The sequence below is a fragment of the Nocardia sp. NPDC004151 genome (genome assembly GCF_042874235.1).
GTDB lineage: Bacteria > Actinomycetota > Actinomycetes > Mycobacteriales > Mycobacteriaceae > Nocardia.
The window spans coordinates 660,717-678,092 of sequence record NZ_JBIAMR010000001.1; the positions used below are offsets into that span (position 1 = coordinate 660,717).

Sequence of the window (17,376 nt, forward strand, 5' to 3'; positions counted from 1 at the left end):
AATCCCTTGGCCGCCAGCATCTTCACGCGGAAGCGGAGGGATTTGAACCCCCGGTTGCTTTCACAACGCTCGCTTTCAAGGCGAGTGCATTCGGCCGCTCTGCCACGCTTCCAAGCGGACTGATGGTAACTGATGGCGCGTGCGGTCGGCCTGCCGCTTCCAGATCCGCGTAGCCGGTCACTCCAGATCGGCGGCCGACCTGGTGTCGGCGCGGTGGTCGGCGGCCAGATTCACCAGGTCCAGGGCCGCGGCCACGGCGGCCAGCTGCTGCGGTGTGAGCAGGTCCACGAAGAACCGGCGGACCGCGGCGACGTGGGCGGGCGCGGCGGTCCGCAGGCGGCACAGGCCCTCGTCGGTGAGCTGGGCCAGGACACCGCGGCCGTCGTCCTCGCAGGCGATGCGGCGGACCATGCGCTGCGCCTCCATGCGGCGGATCTGGTGGGTGAGGCGGCTGCGGGAGGACAGCACGCCGTCGGCCAGGTCGCTCATGCGCAGGGCGCGGCCGGGGGCCTCGGAGAGTTTGGTCAGGATGCGGTACTCGGCCAGGGACAGATCGCAGTCGCGTTGCAGCTGCCGGTTGAGGTCGGACATGAGGCGCTGGCTGCCGTCCATGTAGGCGTGCCAGGCACGCTGCTGCTCCGGGGTGAGCCACCTCGGTTCGAGCGTATTCCGGCCCGCGGCCGCGGCCATCGGCTCATTGTTGTGACGGCGTGTGATCGCCCCTCCTCAGCTCGGCGGTCCCGCGCGGTTTTCCACCCGCAGAATTCCTCCGCGCGCGCGGGCTAAACGCGGTAGGACGAGATCATGGTGCGGCTCAGCTCGTGCGGACCGCGGCAGCCCGAAAGCCCCATGGCCGCATCGAAATCCGCGAGCAGGCAGCGCAGCGCGTGGCGCACGCCGTCCGCACCCGCCAGGCCCAGGCCGTACACCCAGGGGCGGCCGTAGAGGACGGCCTTGGCGCCCAGGGACAGCGCGATCATGACGTCGGACCCGGTGCGAATACCGGAGTCGAAGAGCACGTCGGCGCGATCGCCGATGGTAGCCACGATGGTCGGCAGCGCGTCCAGCGCGCCGACCGCCCCGTCGACCTGACGGCCGCCGTGATTGCTCACGATCACCGCGTCCGCGCCCGCGTCCACCACCTGGCGGGCGTCGTCGGGGTGCAGGATGCCCTTCACGGCGATCGGCAGTTCGGTCCAGTCCCGCAGCCGGGCGAGGTCCGCCGGGCGCAACGTGTGATTGCCGAACAGTCCGGACCAGGTGAGCACGGCCGCGCGCAGCGCCTCCTCGCTCTCCTCCGGCGGGGCGCTCAGCTTGGCCCGGAAGACCGGATCGGACAGGTAGTTGGCGATGCCCTGGCCGTGCAGGAACGGCAGGTGGCCGTGCTGGAGATCGCGGGGCCGCCAGCCCAGCGCGGGGGTGTCGGCGGTGACGACGATGGCCTTGGCGCCGGACCTCTCGGCGCGTTCGACGAAGGAGCGGGCCAGCTCCATGTCATTGGGCCAGTACAGCTGATACCACCAGGCCCCGGCCCGGGCGCCCACGTCCTCGATGGTGGAGGAGGCGGCGGTGGACAGGCACATGCCGATGCCCAGTTCCTTGGTGACGTCGGCGACCAGGGTCTCGCCGCGCTCGCGCAACAGACCCAGCACGCCGACCGGTGCGGTGAGAATCGGTGCGGCCAAACGGGTTCCGAGCACTTCGACCGAGTGGTCGCGCGTACCGGGCCCGCTCGCGCCGCGCAGCACGCGCGGCAGCAGCCGGTACTTCTCGAAGGCGGTGAGATTGGCGTGCGCCGTCCGTTCGGAGGAAGCGCTGCCCGCCACATAAGCGAAGGCCGCCGGATCGAGCTCTTCCCGAGCCCGCTCTTCCAGGCCCGCCGCGGTCATCGGGAGCGCCGGGACAGCGCCCGCCAGACCGGCGAGATAGATCTCGTTCTGGAAGTCGACGAAACTGCTCATGCCCCGGAACGCTAGTACTTTCGACCCGGCTGCGTATCGGGTCGAAAGTACTGGGGGCCTATCGGCGGTTTCGGACGCGGACCAGGGCGCGCGGGGCGTCGTGGGCGACGAATCCGGACATCGCCATGGCGGCCAGGATGACCATGCCGCCGAGAACGGTCAGGGTGGTGATCATGGAATCTCCTTTCGAATCCCTCCACACACGGTGCCGGTCGAAGCTGAGAGGATGCTGTACCGCGCCCGAGGGTGGCCTGACAGTAATCGGTGCGGCTCGGTCGTAGGCTCGTTTTCATGTATGCGGTGACACTCGACGGTTTCGGTGGGCCAGAGGTCATGAAGTGGGCGCAGGTGGACGACCTGCCCGCGCCCGGACCGGGCGAAGTGGCGATCGATGTGACGGCCGCGGGGGTGAACCGCGCGGACCTGCTGCAACGGCAGGGCCTGTATCCCCCGCCGACCGGCGCGAGCGAGATCCTGGGGCTGGAGGTCTCCGGGACCGTCGCGGAAGTCGGTCCCGGCGTGCGGGATTGGCGTCCCGGCGATCAGGTGTGCGCACTGCTGGCCGGCGGCGGTTACGCCGAACGGGTGAACGCGCCCGCCTCTCAACTGCTGCCGGTACCCGACGGTCTGGACGTGGCGGCGGCGGCCGCGCTGCCGGAGGCGGCGGCCACCGTGTGGTCCAACCTGGTGATGACCGCGGGCCTGCACAGTGGGCATTTGCTGCTGATTCACGGCGGCGGCAGCGGTATCGGCACGCACGCCATCCAGGTGGCGCGGGCGCTGGGCGCGCGGGTGGCGGTGACGGCCGGATCGCAGTTCAAGCTGGACCGGTGCGCGGAATTGGGCGCGACGGTGCTGATCAATTATCGCGAGCACGATTTCGTGACCACGCTGCACAGCGAATATCCAGGCGCCGACATCATTCTCGACAATATGGGCGCGTCCTATCTGAAGCGCAATGTCGACGCGCTCGCCGAGGACGGGCATCTGGTGGTGATCGGCATGCAGGGCGGCGTGCAGGCGGAATTGAATCTGGGCGTGCTGCTGGGCAAGCGTGGCTCGGTGCACGCCACCAATCTGCGCCGCCGTCCCGAGCACGGGCGCGGGTCGAAGGCGGAGATCATCACCGAACTGCGCCGCCACCTGTGGCCGTTGATCTCCGACGGCACCGTGGCGCCGGTGGTGTCGGCCGAGGTTCCGGTGACCGAGGTGGCGCGGGCGCACCGGCTGCTGGACTCCGAGGAGACCGTCGGCAAGGTGATCCTGCAGATCCGCGAGGTCTAGGGCCGGGGTGGCGCCGAGATCCTAGGTGTCGAGGGCGGCCAGCGCGCGGCCGAGCTGGTCGATCTCGAAAGTCGTTGTGTAGGGCGCGAGTCCGATGGTCACCGCGCCGCCCTCGTCATTGACGCCCAGGGCGTCGAGCAGGCGGCTGCCGCCGTGGGAGCCGCTCAGCGTGCCGATGCGGGCGTCGGCCAGCTTGGCGGAGACCTTCTCCGCCTGCGTGCCCGCGATGGTGAAGCTCACCGTCGGGATGCGGGTGGAGGCGCGGCCGATCACGGTCAGATTCGGGATGGTGTCCAGCACCGCCATCAGATGTTCGAAGAGGTGGTCGTGATAGTCCTGCAGCGAGGTGATCGACATCTCCAGGCGTTCCCGGCGGGTGCCGGTGGCGCGCTCGTCCAGGGAGGCCAGGTAGTCGATCGAGGTGGTGAGCCCGGCCAGTAGCGCGTATTGGTGGCCGCCCACCTCGAGCCGTTCCGCGCCCTTGGCATAGGGATTCAGCGACATGGACGGAATCCGGTCCAGGAAGGCCGGATCGCGGAAGACCAGCGCGCCGATCTGCGGGCCGCCCCAGGCCGGAGCGCTCAGGGCGATCACGTCGGCATTGAGTTCGTCGATGTCGAGGAGCGCGTAGGGCGCGGCGCCGAAGCAGTCGGCGACCAGCAGGCCGCCGACCTCGTGCACGCGGTCCGCGGCCACCCGGACCGCGGGCGCGGAGCCCACGATGGGTGAGGCGGCGGTCAGCGCGACCAGGCGGGCGGTGGGCCCGATGAGCTCCTCGAACTGCCAGGCCGGCATCTCGCAGGTCTCGATCTCGACCTCGGCCCAGCGCACGTGCGCGCCATAGCGATTCGCGATGCGCAGCCAGGGCGCGACATTCGCCTCGTCATCCAGGCGCGACAGCACGATCCCGGTGCCCAGACCCAGCCGGGAGCTCAGCGATTCGGCCAGCCAGGCCAGCAGGACCGCGCGATCCGGGCCGAGCACCACGCCCGCCGGATCGCCGCCGACCAGATCGGCGACGGCCTCGCGCGCGGCCTCCAGGATCGCGGCGCTGCGCTTGGCCGCACCGTGCCGATTGGAGTGCGAGAACGCGGAGGTCCGGAAACCCGTTGAGACGGCCCGGGATACCGAATCCGGGACCAGCATGCCCGCTTGAGGGTCTAGATGGATCCAGCCGTCGCCCAGGGACGGAATCAGGCCCCGCACCCGTGCGACGTCGTAAGTCATGCTGGCCACTCTAAAGGGAGAGGGCACGGCTGGGTAACGGTAGGGATGGAAGCGTCCGCGCAGAAAGGGACGACCTGCATCTACCGAACAAACTGGACGGGACTGTGTTTATATCGCCCCTCCGCTTCGCTCCGGGGGGTCTGGTCACACTTCGCGGCGGGTCATCGGCGTGTTACGAACCGAGGTGTGACTTAGCGGGCTCGGTACGGATTGGGCAGGATGGGAGACATGACGCAATCCGATGGGGTGCCGGAGAACATTGTCGTGATCGGGCCCGAAGGGAAGCCGCTGTTCATCCCGGCGGCGGCCCAGATCGGCGGCGAGCCGGTGGAGATCACCGGACAGGTTGTCGGTGACGAGAATTCGGGCATTCTGGACAACTCCCAGGAAAAGGAGGAGTCGCTCGCCGACATGGTGGAGCAGCCCGCGAAGGTCATGCGCATCGGCACCATGATCAAGCAGCTGCTCGAGGAGGTCCGGCACGCACCGCTGGACGACGCCTCCCGCACCCGGCTGCGCGAGATCCACCGCACCTCCATCCAGGAACTGGAAACCGGCCTCGCCCCCGAACTCCGCGAGGAGCTGGAGCGGCTGGCCCTGCCCTTCACCGACGAAACCATCCCCTCCGACGCGGAACTGCGCATCGCCCAGGCCCAGTTGGTCGGCTGGCTGGAAGGCCTCTTCCACGGCATCCAGACCGCTCTGTTCGCCCAGCAGATGGCGGCCCGCGCCCAACTCGAGCAGATGCGCCAGGCCCTCCCGCCGGGGATGAGCCACGGCGACCCCCGCGGACAACAAGGTTCCGGCGGCGGTCAATACCTCTGACAGCCCGTCCTGCCGCCGATACATCACGGTCGGCGGCAGGTTCTGCGCGCAAAGCGATTGCCATTAGATAGGGTCGGGTGCTGTGCCTGCTGCTGCTCCCCCTGACTCGGCGAAGACCGACGTGCGCCCGGACACTGAAATAGTGCCGCTCGTGTCGGACTCCCAGTCCTTCGGTCGCGCCTTCAAGGATTTTCGCGACGGGTTCTCCCAGCGTGAACTATGGCTGGCCCTGGGGTGGCAGGACATCAAGCAGCGGTACCGGCGTTCGGTGCTGGGCCCGTTCTGGATCACCATCGCCACCGGTTTGCAGGCCGCCGCCATGGGCGTGCTCTACGCCACACTGTTCGGGCAGTCACTGAGTTCGTATCTGCCGTACGTGACAGTGGGTTTGATTGTCTGGAATGTGATCAATGCCAGCATTCTCGAAGGCTCGGATGTCTTCATCGCGAATGAGGGCTTGATCAAACAGCTGCCGTCGGCGCTGAGCGTGCACGTGTACCGCTTGGTGTGGCGGCAGTTCCTGTTCTTCGCCCACAACCTGATCATCTACGCGGTGATGGTGCCCGCGTTCGGGATCTGGCGGCATCTGCACTGGTCGGCGCTGCTGGCGATTCCGGCCCTGGTGCTGCTGTTCCTCAATGCCATCTGGGTGACGATCGTGTTCGGCATCTTCAGCACCCGCTATCGGGATCTGGCGCCGATCCTGGGCAGCACCACCCTGATGTTGTTCGTGCTCACCCCGGTCATGTGGAAGACCTCGGCGCTGTCGGGCACCGCCAGCGATCGGGCCAAGCTGGCCGAACTGGTGCCGACCTTCCACTACCTGGAGATCGTGCGCGCGCCCCTGCTGGGAGACCCGATCCACCTGCGCAGCTGGATTGTGGTGGTGGCGATCACCGTCGTCGGCTGGATAGTCGCGATACTGGCTATGAAGAAGTTCCGTTCCCGAGTCCCCTACTGGGTGTGAAGGCTCAATGACCGACCATGTGAGTATCGAGACCCAGAACGCGTGGGTGGAATTCCCCATCTTCGACGCCAAATCCCGTTCGCTGAAGAAGGCGGTACTGGGTTCGGCCGGTGGGGCCATCGGGCGCAACCAATCCGATGTGGTGGTCGTGGAGGCGCTGCGGGATATCTCGCTGTCGCTGAAGGAAGGCGATCGCGTCGGCTTGGTCGGCCACAACGGCGCGGGCAAATCGACACTGCTGCGGTTGCTCTCGGGCATCTACGAACCGACCCGCGGCAGCGCGCGGATTCGCGGCCGGGTGGCGCCGGTCTTCGATCTCGGCGTGGGCATGGACCCCGAGGTCTCCGGCTACGACAACATCATCATTCGCGGCCTGTTCCTCGGTCAGACCCGCAAGCAGATGCTGTCCAAGATCGACGAGATCGCCGAATTCACCGAACTGGGCGACTATTTGGCGATGCCGCTGCGCACCTACTCGACCGGTATGCGGGTGCGTCTGGCGATGGGCGTGGTGACCTCCATCGATCCGGAGATCCTGCTGCTCGACGAGGGCATCGGCGCGGTCGACGCGGAATTCATGAAGAAGGCGCGGGTGCGTCTGCAGGAATTGGTCTCGCGCTCTGGCATTCTCGTCTTCGCCAGCCATTCCAACGAGTTCCTGGCCCAGTTGTGCGACCGCGCCATGTGGATCGATCACGGACAGGTGCGCATGCAGGGCGGCATCGAGGACGTGGTGCGGGCCTACGAGGGCCCGGAGGCGGGTGATCACGTGGCGCAGGTGCTGCGGGATCTGGAACGTGAACGTGAACCGGAACGGAACCCCGCATGAGTGAGTCATCCACCCCCCTTTACGGCGACGAGGCCCGCATCGTCGCCATCGTGGTCACGCACAAACGCCGGGAACTGCTCGCCGAATCGCTGAAGGTGCTGAGCAGCCAGACCCGTCCGGTCGACCACCTGATCGTGGTCGACAACGGCAACGAGGCCGAGGTGGGCGAGCTGGTGCAGCAGCAGCCCATCGAATCCACCTACCTGGGTTCGGAACACAATCTGGGCGGCGCGGGCGGTTTCGCGCTCGGCATGCTGCACGCGCTCACCATGGGCGCCGACTGGGTCTGGCTGGCCGACGACGACGGCCGGCCCGAGGGCCCCGACGTGCTCGCCACCCTCTTCGACTGCGCCGAACGGCACTCGCTGGTCGAGGTGTCGCCGGTGGTGGCCGACATCGACGACCCGGACCGGCTGGCCTTCCCGCTGCGGCGCGGCGTGGTGTGGCGGCGACTGCGGTCCGAGCTGGGCGACGAGGACTTCCTGCCCGGCATCGCCTCGCTGTTCAATGGCGCGCTGGTGTCCGCGACGGCCGTCGACAAGATCGGCGTGCCGGACCTGCGGCTGTTCGTGCGCGGTGACGAGGTGGAGGTGCACCGGCGGCTGGTGCGGTCCGGGCTGCCCTTCGGCACCTGCCTGCAGACCGCCTACCTGCACCCGAACGGCTCGGCCGAGTTCAAGCCGATCCTGGGCGGGCGCATGCACACCCAGTACCCGGACGATCCGGTCAAGCGGCACTTCACCTATCGCAACCGCGGCTACCTGATGGCTCAGCCCGGCATGCGAAAGCTGTTGCCGCAGGAGGTCGCCCGCTTCGGGTGGTTCTTCCTGGTGCAGCAGAAGGACCCGGCCGGGCTGATGGAGTGGCTACGCCTGCAGCGGATGGGCCGCCGGGAGCAGTTCGACAAGCCCTCGTCGTAGGTGAGTCCAACTCTCGGACGCTCAGGGGTGAACCCATGAAACCCCGAAGGACCGGGCGAGAAAATACGTTGCGCGCAACGGGGACAGGCTGCGAAGCTTGTCCCCGTTCTTGTTGGGAGCGGTCGCCTCGGTGACGGCATGAGGAGAGATGGGAGGTGGAGTTTCGTGACGACGACTGTGCGGATTGCCGTGCCCGCGTTCACGCGCGCGGTGCGCGCCTCCACCTCGAATTCCCCTCGCTGAGTCCATGATCCGGGCTCGGCCCGTCGAAGGACTCCACATGTCTACGGTCGATCTCGACCTGCTCTCCCCCTACGGCTGGAACTCCGCCCTGGCCGCCGATTATCTGCCGCTGCTGGGCGAGGACCTGATTCCCGCCCGTGTGATTCGCATGGATCGCAGTGAATGCGATATCGCCGCCCCGCTGCCCACCGCCGACTACCAGAGCCGTTTGACGGCCGCGGTGGTCCGCGCACAGCTTCCGCGCTCGGATTCCGAGGTCAGCGGATTGTGCACCGGCGACTGGGTGGCCATCGACCGCGGCCGCACGGTGCGGGCCCTGCTGCCGCGCCGGACCGCCATCGTCCGGGCAGCGGTCTCCGGGCAGCCCGAGTCCCGCGCCAAATCCGCCCATCAGGTGCTGGCCGCGAACGTGGACACCGTGCTGGTGTGCACCGCCGGTGACGGGGACGTCGATCTCGGGCGCATCGAGCGGCTGCTCGCGCTGGCCTGGGAGTCCGGCGCCCAACCGGTGGTGGTGCTCACCAAGGCCGATCTGGCCCACGATATTCCGATCGAAGACGTCCGTGCCGCCGCGCCCGGCGTGACCGTGCTGGCGGTCAGCGCGTCCGGCGGTGTCGGCATGGACGTGCTGACCTCCCTGCTGTCCGGCACCGTCGCCCTGATCGGCCCCTCGGGTGCGGGCAAGTCCACGCTGGCCAACGCCCTGCTCGGGGCGGATGTCTTCGCGACCCAGGCGGTCCGCGAAGGCGACAAGCGCGGCCGGCACACCACCGTGCACCGCGAACTGCGGCCGCTGCCCGGCGGCGGCACCCTCATCGATACGCCGGGCCTGCGGTCGGTCGGTCTCTGGGATGCCGCGACGGGTCTGGGCCGCACCTTCAGCGACGTCGAATCCCTGGCCGGACTGTGCCGGTTCGCCGACTGCGACCACCGCACCGAACCGGGGTGCGCGGTGCTGGCGGCCATCGAATCCGGTGAGCTGCCGCAGCGGCGCCTGGACAGCTTCCGCAAGCTGAGCCGGGAGAACGACTGGCTGGCCTCCCGCACCGACGCCCGGTTGCAGGCCGAGCGCAAGAAGGTGTGGAAGGACATCAACAAGAGCCAGCGCAGGCTCTACAAGGAACGCGGCGGCAAGCAACGCTGACCGGGCACGGAAGCGGCGCGCCGGGGTGAACCACCGCGGCGCGCCGAACCGGCCGGTTGGCGCCGGACAGTACCCGGCGGAAGGCCCCGACTGTGCCCATTCCACAGCCAGTAGGTTGGTGGCATGACCGCCGACCCGACGCCGGAGCCCGGCCCGGATCCCCGGGCCGGCGGCACGGCGGTGGATGCTCGGCGCGATGGCGAGTCCGGCGACACCATGCCGACCGCGCGACGCTGGACGGCGAATCGGTTACGGGCGCTGCCCGGGAGCATCGGCTATCTGCTGATCGGCGGTGTCACCGGAGCCGCGGCCATCCTCGCGACGGTCGGGTTACTGCTGGTGGCGGCCACCAGCCTCCTCGGCGTGGGCATTCCGGCGATTCCCGAATTCCTGCGGCTGATCCGACCGCTGACCGCGTTCGAACGGCGGCGGGCGGGGAAACGGCTGGGCGCGCCGATCCCGGTGGCATACCGCCCGATGACCGGCGGACTGTGGCAGCGGCTGACGACCGCCTTCCAGGATCCGGCGAACGGGCGGGATATCGCGTGGCTGTGCCTGCACGGGGTGCCGGGCATGGTGGTGGCGCTGTTCGCGGTCGGGCTGCCGTGGGGCGCGCTGAATCAGCTCACGATTCCGATGTATTGGCGGATCGTGCCGCCGGGGACGGTCGAGAGCTTCGGTTTCGTCGTCGATTCGTGGCCGCTGGCGGCGGTCAGCGCCCTCATCGCGATTCCCTTGGCGGCCTTGGTCCTCCAGCTGCCGACCGTGGCCCGGTGGCAGGCCCTGCTGGCGCGGACGCTGCTCGGACCGTCGCCGGGCGCCGACCTCGAGGTTCGGGTGGCGGAACTCACCGCTACCCGCGCGGCCGCACTGGACGCGCATGGAGCGGAACTGCGGCGCATCGAGCGGGATCTGCACGATGGGGCGCAGGCGCGGATCGCGGCGGTCATCATGCAGCTCGGACTGGCCGATCAACTGCGGCAGCGGGATCCGAACGCGGCGGACGAACTGGTGCGCAAAGCCCAGGACACGGCTGAGGCGGCACTCGCCGAACTACGGGACGTGGTGCGCGGCATCTACCCGCCGGTGCTCGCGGATCGTGGCCTGACCAGCGCCATTTCGGCCCTGGCCGCCCGCTCGCCGATCCCGTGCATCCTCGATGTCGGCGAGGAGGCGAGCGCCCCGATCGGGCGACGGCCGGCGGCGGTGGAGGCGGCCGCGTATTTCGTGATCGCCGAAGCGCTGACCAATGCGACCAAACATTCCGGGGCTCGACAGCTTCGAGTCGGCCTCGGGGGTACCGCCGAGGTCCTGACCGTGGAAGTGCACGACGACGGTGTCGGAGCGGCGGTCGAAGCCGAAGGCGGCGGACTGGCCGGAATCCGGCGGCGAGCCCAGGCGCTGGACGGCCGGATGCTGCTCAGCAGCCCGCCGGGCGGACCTACCGTGGTGCGGGTGGAGCTGCCGTGTTGATCATGAGGGAAAGCGGTGAGCGGGTGATGGCGTCATGCGGGTGGTGATCGCCGAGGACGACGCGCTGCTGCGCGAGGGACTGGCGCTGTTGTTGAAGACCGCCGGTATCGACGTGGTCGCGGCGGTCGACAATGCCGACGATTTCCTGCGGGTGGTCACGGCCGACCGGCCCGACGCGGTGGTGGTGGATGTACGGATGCCTCCCACCTACACCGACGACGGACTACGGGCAGCGGTGCGCGCCAGGCAGATTCATCCCGGCCTGCCGGTCCTGGTGCTCTCGGCCTGGGTCGAGGACAGCTACGCCGCCGAACTGCTCGGCGACGGGGCGGGCGGGATCGGATATCTGCTCAAGGAGCGGGTCGGGAAGGTGGATCGCTTCCTGGATTCGCTGCGCCGGGTCGCCGAGGGCGGGACCGCCATGGATCCCGAGGTGATCTCCCAACTGCTGGTGCGGCGCAAGACCGACGATCCGCTGGCGGGCCTCACCCCGCGTGAGCGGGAGGTGCTGGCGCTCATGGCCGAGGGGCTCGACAATGCCACCATCGCCGAGCGCCTCGTGGTCACCGAAGGCGCTGTGCTCAAACACATTCGGAGCATCTTCGCCAAGCTGGGGCTGTTCGCCGACGAGGTGGGGCACCGGCGGGTGCTGGCCGTCCTCGCCTATCTGAACGCCGGCTGATCACTCGTCGCGGCAGGTGAGGTCGGAGGCCGGCAGGACGCCGTCCGCCAGGTAGGTGTTCACGGCGTCGTAGACGCAGGCGTTCGGGTAGCGGCCCAGGATCGAATGGATGCCGACGTCCTGCAATGTCACCATGCGGGAGCCGGTCAGCGCCCGGTGCATGGCGAGCGCGCCGCCGTAGCTGGTGCGGGTGTCGCCGGTGGCCTGGACGATCAGGGTGGGCGCCGCATTGGCGATGGCCGTGGGTGATTCGGCGGGCGGGGCCCAGAACGCGCACGGCGTGATGTTGTTCGCCAGTGCCCCGAAGACCGGCTGGGTGGCGCGGGAGGCCTCGAGGTTGCGCCAGTACCAGGCCGGATCGCGGGGCGCGCCGACATCGCCGCAGAGCACCGCCATCGACGGTGACATGTCGCGCGGCTGGGCGCGCAGTATCACGGCCAGGCTGCCCGCCAGGTTCTCGTCCGGCTCGACCCGCTGCCCGTCGGCGGCGTCGGCCAGTTCCCGGACCTGTTGTGCGGCACGGCCGTAGTTCTGCGGGGAGTCGAAGGCGATGTAGAGCACCAGGGGCAGGGAGTGCGCGTCGACGTCGAAGTCGCCGATCCGGATGGGCTGGGTCGCGGCGCGCGCGATGAGCCGCTGGACCAGGTCACGGACGGCGGCCGCGGTCGCGCCGAGGTGGTATTCACCGTCGCGTTCGGCGGTCCAGGCCGCCCAGGCGTCGAGCGCGGCCTCATTGGGCGCGCCCATGTCCTGCACCATGCCGACCACGCCGTAGCGGTCGGGGTCGACACTGCCGTCGAGCACCATGCGGTCGGACCGGTCCGGGAACATCTGCATGTACACCGCACCGAGGTAGGTGCCGTACGAGGTGCCCACGTAGTTGATCCGGCTTTCACCGAGCACGGTGCGGATGACGTCCATGTCGCGGGCGGTATTGCGAGTGGTCATGTGCGGCAGCCGATCTCCCTCGGCGGCCGCGCACCGCGCCGCCAGATCGGACTGGGTCGCGACGGATTCGGCGAAACCCTTGGCGTCGACTCCCGCGAACTGCAATCCGAAGCCGGTCGGCCAGTGGCAGTTCACGGCGTCGGACCGGCCCACGCCGCGGGGATCCATGCCGATGAGGTCGTAGCGGGCGCGGACCTCGGGAGTCAGGGCCTTGCTGGTCTCCACGAAGTAGTCCAGGCCCGCGCCACCGGGACCACCCGGATTCGACAGCACGACGCCGCGCCGTCGCGCCGGGTCGGTGGCGGGAATACGGGAGATGGCGACGGTGGTCGTACGGCCCTGCGGCTCGGCGTAATTCAGCGGCACGGTGATATCGGCGCACTGCCCGCCCATACCGTCGAGTTCCGGAATGTCGCAGGAGTTCCAGTCGAGCTGCTGGTGGTAGTAGCGGTCCAGGGGCGCCGCGGCGGCAGGAGGCTCGGTGACGGCGGCCGTGGTGAGCGCGGCTCCCGCCGCCAGCCCGGTCACCGCCAGCGCGGCCAAGCCCCGTCGAGTGCGGGCGATCTCGCGAAAACGCACGGAGGTTCCTCTCACGAGCAGAAGGCGGAGTCGAAGACCTTGGTCACGACCTCGGAAGCGGCCCGGTCGGCCAGGAGCTGGTTGACGGTGACCACCACGGCGGTGCCGTCGGCGGCCACACCGGTGTGGGTGCCGAAGCCGGGAATGCTGCCGCCGTGACCCCACACCTCCTTGCCGCACGAGCTCGCGTGGTGGATCAGTCCGAGCCCGTAGCCGGAACCGGGTTCGCCGCGATCCCAGGGGACCGTCCGCTTCATCTCCGCCAATTGGGCCGCGGGCAGTAGTTTCCCGGCGAGCAGGGCGGTGAAGAAGCGGTTCAGGTCGGCGGGCGTGGCGATCATCGCGCCCGCGGTATCGGCCCAGGACGGGTCCAGCTCGGTGAAGTCCTCTCGGCGGCCGTCGATTTCGTGGTATCCGCGCGGATGCGGTCCCCGGATCCCGGTCTCGCGCGAGTTCGGGAAGTAGGTGTCGCGCAGGCCCAGCGGCTCCAGGATGCGGCGCTCGACCTCGGCGGCGGCCGGGCGACCGGTGGCCTGCTGGATCAACATGCCGAGCAGGATGTAGTTGGTATTCGTGTAGACCGAGCGCGCGCCGGGCTCGAATTGCGGCGGCATGGCCATGGCGATGCGGACCAGGTCCGCCGGTTCGTAGTGGGACCGGCGGAGTTGATCGGAATCGGCGGTCAACTGCCCGGACCCGGGCGCGGCGGGGTCGCGGCCCGCCAGGTATTCGGGCAGGCCGCTGGTGTGCTGCAGCAGCTGCCGGACCGTGACGCGGTTGCCGTCATTGCCGTTGCCTCGCACCACGCCCGGTAGATAGCGCTCTATCGGGGCGTCCAGTTCGACTGTGCCCTCGCCCACCAGCTGCAGCACCACGGTGGCGACGAAGGTCTTGGTATTGCTGCCGATCCGTACCCGCGCATCCTCGGGGATCAGCGCACCGGTGCTCAGGTCACCTACGCCCGCCGTGAGCACGTGATGACCGTCCGGTCCGTCGAACACGACCTGCGCGCCCGGGAAGCCGCCGCGGACCACGCCGTCCAGGGCCCGGGTGACGGTGCGATAGAGCTCCTTGCGAGCGGGTTCACCGCTCCCGGGGTCGGTGCCGCACGCCTGGGCCGCGAGGACGGCCAGGACCCCGACACCGGCCAGCAGAGCCCGCCCGCGTGGCCGCCGCAATCCACTCATGGAAGATATTCCTCCTGTTCAGACCGGGTTTTCCGGCCCTTTCGAGGGTAAGGACGCGCTCGGGTGCGGCCCATGCCCCGAGCACCCGGATCGTGGTCGTGTCGGCGGCCAGGCGCTTGGTAGTGCCAGCACTACTGCCCGAGATGCGAGAGTTCCGGCCCGCCGGCCCGGTCAGGCGCGGATGATCGGATTCAGGGCGACAACAGCAGAAGAGGAGTGGATCCATGACCGGAGCACGGAAGCCGCTGGCAGGTCGGACCATGATCATGTCGGGTGGCAGTCGCGGAATCGGGCTCGAGATCGCCAAGCGGGCGGCCGCGGACGGCGCGAACATCACCATCATCGCGAAAACCGATGTGCCACACCCGAAACTGCCCGGCACCATTCATACCGCGGCCGCCGAACTGGAGACCGCGGGCGGCACCGTCCTCAAATACCTCGGCGACGTGCGCGATGACGAGGCCGTCGCCGACGCGGTACGGCAGACGCAGGAGCGGTTCGGCGGCATCGACATGGTGGTGAACAACGCCTCGGCCATCGACATCTCCCCCACCGAGCTGCTGCCCATGAAGAAGTACGACCTCATGCAGGACATCAACTGCCGCGGCAGCTTCCTGCTGTCCAAGCTCAGCATCCCCGCACTGCGGGATTCCGCTCAGGCCGGGCGCAATCCGCACATCCTGACATTGTCACCGCCGCTCAACCTGGACCCCAAGTGGGCGGGCATGGCCCTGGGCTACACCATCGCCAAGTACGGAATGTCGCTCACCACGCTGGGTTTGAGCGAGGAGCTGCGCAAGTACGGCATCGGCGTGAACTCCCTGTGGCCGCGCACCACCATCGCCACCGCGGCCGTCCAGAACCTGCTCGGCGGCGAGGAGATGATCTCCACCTCCCGCACCCCCGACATCTACGCCGACGCCGCCTACCTGGTGCTCACCTCCCCCGCCAAGGACACCACCGGGAACTTCTTCATCGACGACGAAGTCCTTGCGGCACACGGCATCACCGACCTGGACAAGTACCGCGTCACTCCGGGCGACGGCCCCCTCACCACCGACCTGTTCCTCTGACCTCAGCCGCCGCGGAAATGAAACATGGCCCGGGACACGATGTCCCGGGCCATGTTCAGCCGAATATCAAGCGGTCTTGTCGATTCCGTAGAGACGTTCCCAGTTCTCTCGACTGGTCAGCTCCGGCATCGCGCCCCGCCAGCGGCGCTGCAGGTCCGGCAGCTCCTTGCGGAGCTGACGCAGCACCCGGTAGGTGCGGATCAACAGACGGCGGGCGGTTTCCTTGTCGCGCACGCGAACTCGGACACCGGACTGCGAGGCATCGGTGACGACCACGTGGTTGAACAGACCGACGTGCCACCAGTGGGCGTCCTCGCGGGTGACCGCGACGGGGCCCGGAATGACACGGCCGGTCCACTGGTTGAGCGCGCGCTTGTAGAGCACCAGCAGCGGGTGGCTGGGCTCGCCGCCCGCGCGGCGGACGTGCAGGTGGGCGTTGGGAACCGGGGAGGTGGCCGCGGGGTGCTTGGCGGTCTCCGGGTAGTCGGAGCGGGAGCCGCGGGCCTTGGCCAGCGCCTCGATGCCGCCGTCGCGCAGCGTCTCCGGGCCCTTCAGGTAGTCCTCGATGCCCTGCAGGGTGGTGTGCGCCAGGCCGTACTGCATGCCGACCAGGTACTCGGCGATCTCACGGAACAGCTGGCGAGTGATCGCCTTGCTATCCAGGTCGTGGTGCAGGGAAGACACGATGAGCGAGTTGCGCGAGGAGAAGTAGCGCGCCCAGTCGTCGAAGTCCTTCCAGTAGAAGTCGGCGTGCCACACGGCGGCATTGGGCAGGGTGACGGTGACGAAACCGTTCTCCCGCGCGCGCAGGCCGTATTCCACGTCGTCCCACTGGAAGAAGATCGGCACCGGCAGCCCGATCTTCTTGACCACCTCGGCCGGGATCAGGCAGGTCCACCAGGCCTGATAGCCGGCGTCGACGCGGCGTTCCTGGTGCTTCTTCAGCATGGAGGTGTTGCGCAGCGCCTTGGCCACCTTCTGGCCGTGGCGCAGCTTGCCCAGATTCGTCTCCTCCGCACCGACATTGAGGAAGTCGGGGTTGAACAGGAACAGCATCTGCGCGCCCACCAGGGTGGGTTCCACGGTCAGATTGGCGAAGGCGTTGAGCCGCAACACCGTTTCCGGCTCGCACAGGATGTCGTCGTCCATGAGGATGACGTCGGCGTGCTCGTTGGCGCCCGACACCTCGTAGAGGCCGCGGGTGAAACCACCCGCGCCGCCGAGGTTGGGCTGCCGGATGTAGCGCAGCTTGTCGCCGAACCTGGGCTGGGTCTCGGTGAACAGCGCCTGGTCCTGCACCAGGTCGGTGCCCTGGTCGACCACGTACACGGCGTCGATGAGCGACAGCACGGTCGCGTCGGAGGCCAGTGCCGCAACGGTATTCGCGCAGTCCTGGGCCCGGTTGAAGGTGCAGATGGCGATGGCCACCGGGCGCACCTGCTCGGGCGCGGCCGCGGTCCACTCCAGATCGGTGATCACGGCCTCACCGCCGAGCGCCTCGATCTCCAGCCAGATCGCACCGCCGTCGACGTACATGTCCAGCGGGGCGAGCAGCGTCACCCGGCCGGTCTCCTTGATCACGGCGGTGTCCACCACCCGGCGGTGTCCGGCGATGTCGGAGGCGGCCAGCCGCACCCGCACCTTGCCGGTCACCTCGAGGGTCAGGCCCACTTCGACCTCGGTGACCGTCGTCCAACGCTGCCAGTAGGCGGCGGCGAAGCGCCCGAAATAGGTGTTGGTATTGACCGACGCGCCCTTCTCCAGGCGCAGGGTCCGCCGTTCCCGGGTGACCTTGCCCTTGGCCACCGCGTACAGGTCGTCGCTGATCTTGGGGGCGGGACCGGTGAAGATCCCGCGGGCCAGCACCAGCCGATCCGGCGCGGCATGTTCCGCGCGCAGGGAGGCGGGGGCCTCCCCGGTCGCCTTCCGATCCTCGGTTTCGGTCACGGCCTGCCCAGCCGACGCATCCATGAATCCCTCGACATCCTTTGAATACTCTAGACACCGGCTCATCCGACGTGGTCGCACCGCCAC

At 68.7% G+C, this 17,376-nt stretch carries 15 protein-coding genes and 1 tRNA gene; 9 read left to right on the top strand and 7 right to left on the bottom strand.

The genetic code is table 11. The annotated features are described in order from the left end of the window. Positions 1-27 precede the first annotated feature (27 nt). The 3 genes from ACFYTS_RS03025 to ACFYTS_RS03035 form a co-directional block, all read right to left on the bottom strand. Positions 28-112 (bottom strand) — tRNA-Ser (locus tag ACFYTS_RS03025). Between the two features lie 65 nt (positions 113-177). After that, positions 178-690, bottom strand: coding sequence for a MarR family winged helix-turn-helix transcriptional regulator (locus ACFYTS_RS03030; RefSeq protein ID WP_387300911.1), 513 nt, complete (start codon positions 688-690; stop codon positions 178-180). Positions 691-782: 92 nt separating this feature from the next. Then, on the bottom strand, positions 783-1,961 hold the full coding sequence (locus ACFYTS_RS03035) for an alpha-hydroxy-acid oxidizing protein (protein WP_387300913.1): 1,179 nt from the start codon (positions 1,959-1,961) through the stop codon (positions 783-785). A gap of 291 nt (positions 1,962-2,252) precedes the next feature. Between ACFYTS_RS03035 and ACFYTS_RS03040 the strand changes: the two genes are divergently transcribed. Next, positions 2,253-3,245, top strand: coding sequence for an NAD(P)H-quinone oxidoreductase (locus tag ACFYTS_RS03040; RefSeq protein ID WP_387300915.1), 993 nt, complete (start codon positions 2,253-2,255; stop codon positions 3,243-3,245). A 21-nt stretch (positions 3,246-3,266) separates the two neighbouring features. Here ACFYTS_RS03040 and ACFYTS_RS03045 read toward each other — a convergent pair whose 3' ends face one another. Continuing rightward, positions 3,267-4,472: a cysteine desulfurase-like protein gene (locus tag ACFYTS_RS03045; RefSeq protein ID WP_357275234.1), complete on the bottom strand. Its 1,206-nt coding sequence runs from the start codon at positions 4,470-4,472 to the stop codon at positions 3,267-3,269. 228 nt (positions 4,473-4,700) lie between these two features. On the opposite strand from ACFYTS_RS03045, the gene ACFYTS_RS03050 reads away from it, so the two are divergent. The 7 genes from ACFYTS_RS03050 to ACFYTS_RS03080 all read left to right on the top strand — a co-directional run bounded on the left by ACFYTS_RS03050 (position 4,701) and on the right by ACFYTS_RS03080 (position 11,555). Further along, positions 4,701-5,297, top strand: a complete 597-nt coding sequence (locus ACFYTS_RS03050) for a bacterial proteasome activator family protein (protein ID WP_357275232.1) — start codon at positions 4,701-4,703, stop codon at positions 5,295-5,297. Between the two features lie 142 nt (positions 5,298-5,439). Continuing rightward, on the top strand, positions 5,440-6,264 hold the full coding sequence (locus tag ACFYTS_RS03055) for an ABC transporter permease (RefSeq protein ID WP_379103279.1): 825 nt from the start codon (positions 5,440-5,442) through the stop codon (positions 6,262-6,264). A gap of 7 nt (positions 6,265-6,271) precedes the next feature. Continuing rightward, entirely contained in the window at positions 6,272-7,093 is an 822-nt protein-coding gene (locus ACFYTS_RS03060) for an ABC transporter ATP-binding protein (RefSeq protein ID WP_379103277.1), read from the top strand. Further along, positions 7,090-8,013 carry a glycosyltransferase family 2 protein gene (locus ACFYTS_RS03065; RefSeq protein ID WP_357275225.1) on the top strand — a complete coding sequence of 308 codons (924 nt, stop codon included), beginning with the start codon at positions 7,090-7,092 and terminating at the stop codon, positions 8,011-8,013. Before ACFYTS_RS03060 ends, ACFYTS_RS03065 begins: the two co-directional genes overlap by 4 nt. Positions 8,014-8,293: 280 nt before the next feature. Beyond that, a complete protein-coding gene (gene rsgA / locus ACFYTS_RS03070; protein ID WP_387300918.1) occupies positions 8,294-9,400 on the top strand; it encodes a ribosome small subunit-dependent GTPase A in 1,107 nt (368 codons plus the stop codon). Positions 9,401-9,523: 123 nt separating this feature from the next. Next, on the top strand, positions 9,524-10,873 hold the full coding sequence (locus ACFYTS_RS03075) for a sensor histidine kinase (protein ID WP_387300920.1): 1,350 nt from the start codon (positions 9,524-9,526) through the stop codon (positions 10,871-10,873). A gap of 34 nt (positions 10,874-10,907) precedes the next feature. Beyond that, entirely contained in the window at positions 10,908-11,555 is a 648-nt protein-coding gene (locus ACFYTS_RS03080; protein ID WP_357275219.1) for a response regulator transcription factor, read from the top strand. Here ACFYTS_RS03080 and ACFYTS_RS03085 read toward each other — a convergent pair whose 3' ends face one another. After that, positions 11,556-13,082, bottom strand: a complete 1,527-nt coding sequence (locus ACFYTS_RS03085) for an alpha/beta hydrolase (protein ID WP_387300922.1) — start codon at positions 13,080-13,082, stop codon at positions 11,556-11,558. An 11-nt stretch (positions 13,083-13,093) separates the two neighbouring features. After that, positions 13,094-14,269 carry a serine hydrolase domain-containing protein gene (locus tag ACFYTS_RS03090; RefSeq protein WP_357275215.1) on the bottom strand — a complete coding sequence of 392 codons (1,176 nt, stop codon included), beginning with the start codon at positions 14,267-14,269 and terminating at the stop codon, positions 13,094-13,096. A 224-nt stretch (positions 14,270-14,493) separates the two neighbouring features. Between ACFYTS_RS03090 and ACFYTS_RS03095 the strand changes: the two genes are divergently transcribed. Beyond that, complete coding sequence (locus ACFYTS_RS03095; protein WP_387300924.1) at positions 14,494-15,342, top strand: SDR family oxidoreductase; 849 nt, start codon at positions 14,494-14,496, stop codon at positions 15,340-15,342. Between the two features lie 66 nt (positions 15,343-15,408). Here ACFYTS_RS03095 and ACFYTS_RS03100 read toward each other — a convergent pair whose 3' ends face one another. Further along, a complete protein-coding gene (locus tag ACFYTS_RS03100; RefSeq protein WP_357275211.1) occupies positions 15,409-17,313 on the bottom strand; it encodes a glycosyltransferase in 1,905 nt (634 codons plus the stop codon). Positions 17,314-17,376 lie beyond the last annotated feature (63 nt).

Coding starts and splice junctions, on each gene's coding strand:
- ACFYTS_RS03030 (WP_387300911.1), bottom strand. CDS start 690: ATGGCCGCGGCCGCGGGCCGGAATACGCTCGAACCGAGGTGGCTCACC.
- ACFYTS_RS03050 (WP_357275232.1), top strand. CDS start 4,701: ATGACGCAATCCGATGGGGTGCCGGAGAACATTGTCGTGATCGGGCCC.
- ACFYTS_RS03065 (WP_357275225.1), top strand. CDS start 7,090: ATGAGTGAGTCATCCACCCCCCTTTACGGCGACGAGGCCCGCATCGTC.
- ACFYTS_RS03040 (WP_387300915.1), top strand. CDS start 2,253: ATGTATGCGGTGACACTCGACGGTTTCGGTGGGCCAGAGGTCATGAAG.
- ACFYTS_RS03095 (WP_387300924.1), top strand. CDS start 14,494: ATGACCGGAGCACGGAAGCCGCTGGCAGGTCGGACCATGATCATGTCG.
- ACFYTS_RS03080 (WP_357275219.1), top strand. CDS start 10,908: ATGCGGGTGGTGATCGCCGAGGACGACGCGCTGCTGCGCGAGGGACTG.
- rsgA (WP_387300918.1), top strand. CDS start 8,294: ATGTCTACGGTCGATCTCGACCTGCTCTCCCCCTACGGCTGGAACTCC.
- ACFYTS_RS03035 (WP_387300913.1), bottom strand. CDS start 1,961: ATGAGCAGTTTCGTCGACTTCCAGAACGAGATCTATCTCGCCGGTCTG.
- ACFYTS_RS03075 (WP_387300920.1), top strand. CDS start 9,524: ATGACCGCCGACCCGACGCCGGAGCCCGGCCCGGATCCCCGGGCCGGC.
- ACFYTS_RS03090 (WP_357275215.1), bottom strand. CDS start 14,269: ATGAGTGGATTGCGGCGGCCACGCGGGCGGGCTCTGCTGGCCGGTGTC.
- ACFYTS_RS03100 (WP_357275211.1), bottom strand. CDS start 17,313: ATGGATGCGTCGGCTGGGCAGGCCGTGACCGAAACCGAGGATCGGAAG.
- ACFYTS_RS03060 (WP_379103277.1), top strand. CDS start 6,272: ATGACCGACCATGTGAGTATCGAGACCCAGAACGCGTGGGTGGAATTC.
- ACFYTS_RS03045 (WP_357275234.1), bottom strand. CDS start 4,472: ATGACTTACGACGTCGCACGGGTGCGGGGCCTGATTCCGTCCCTGGGC.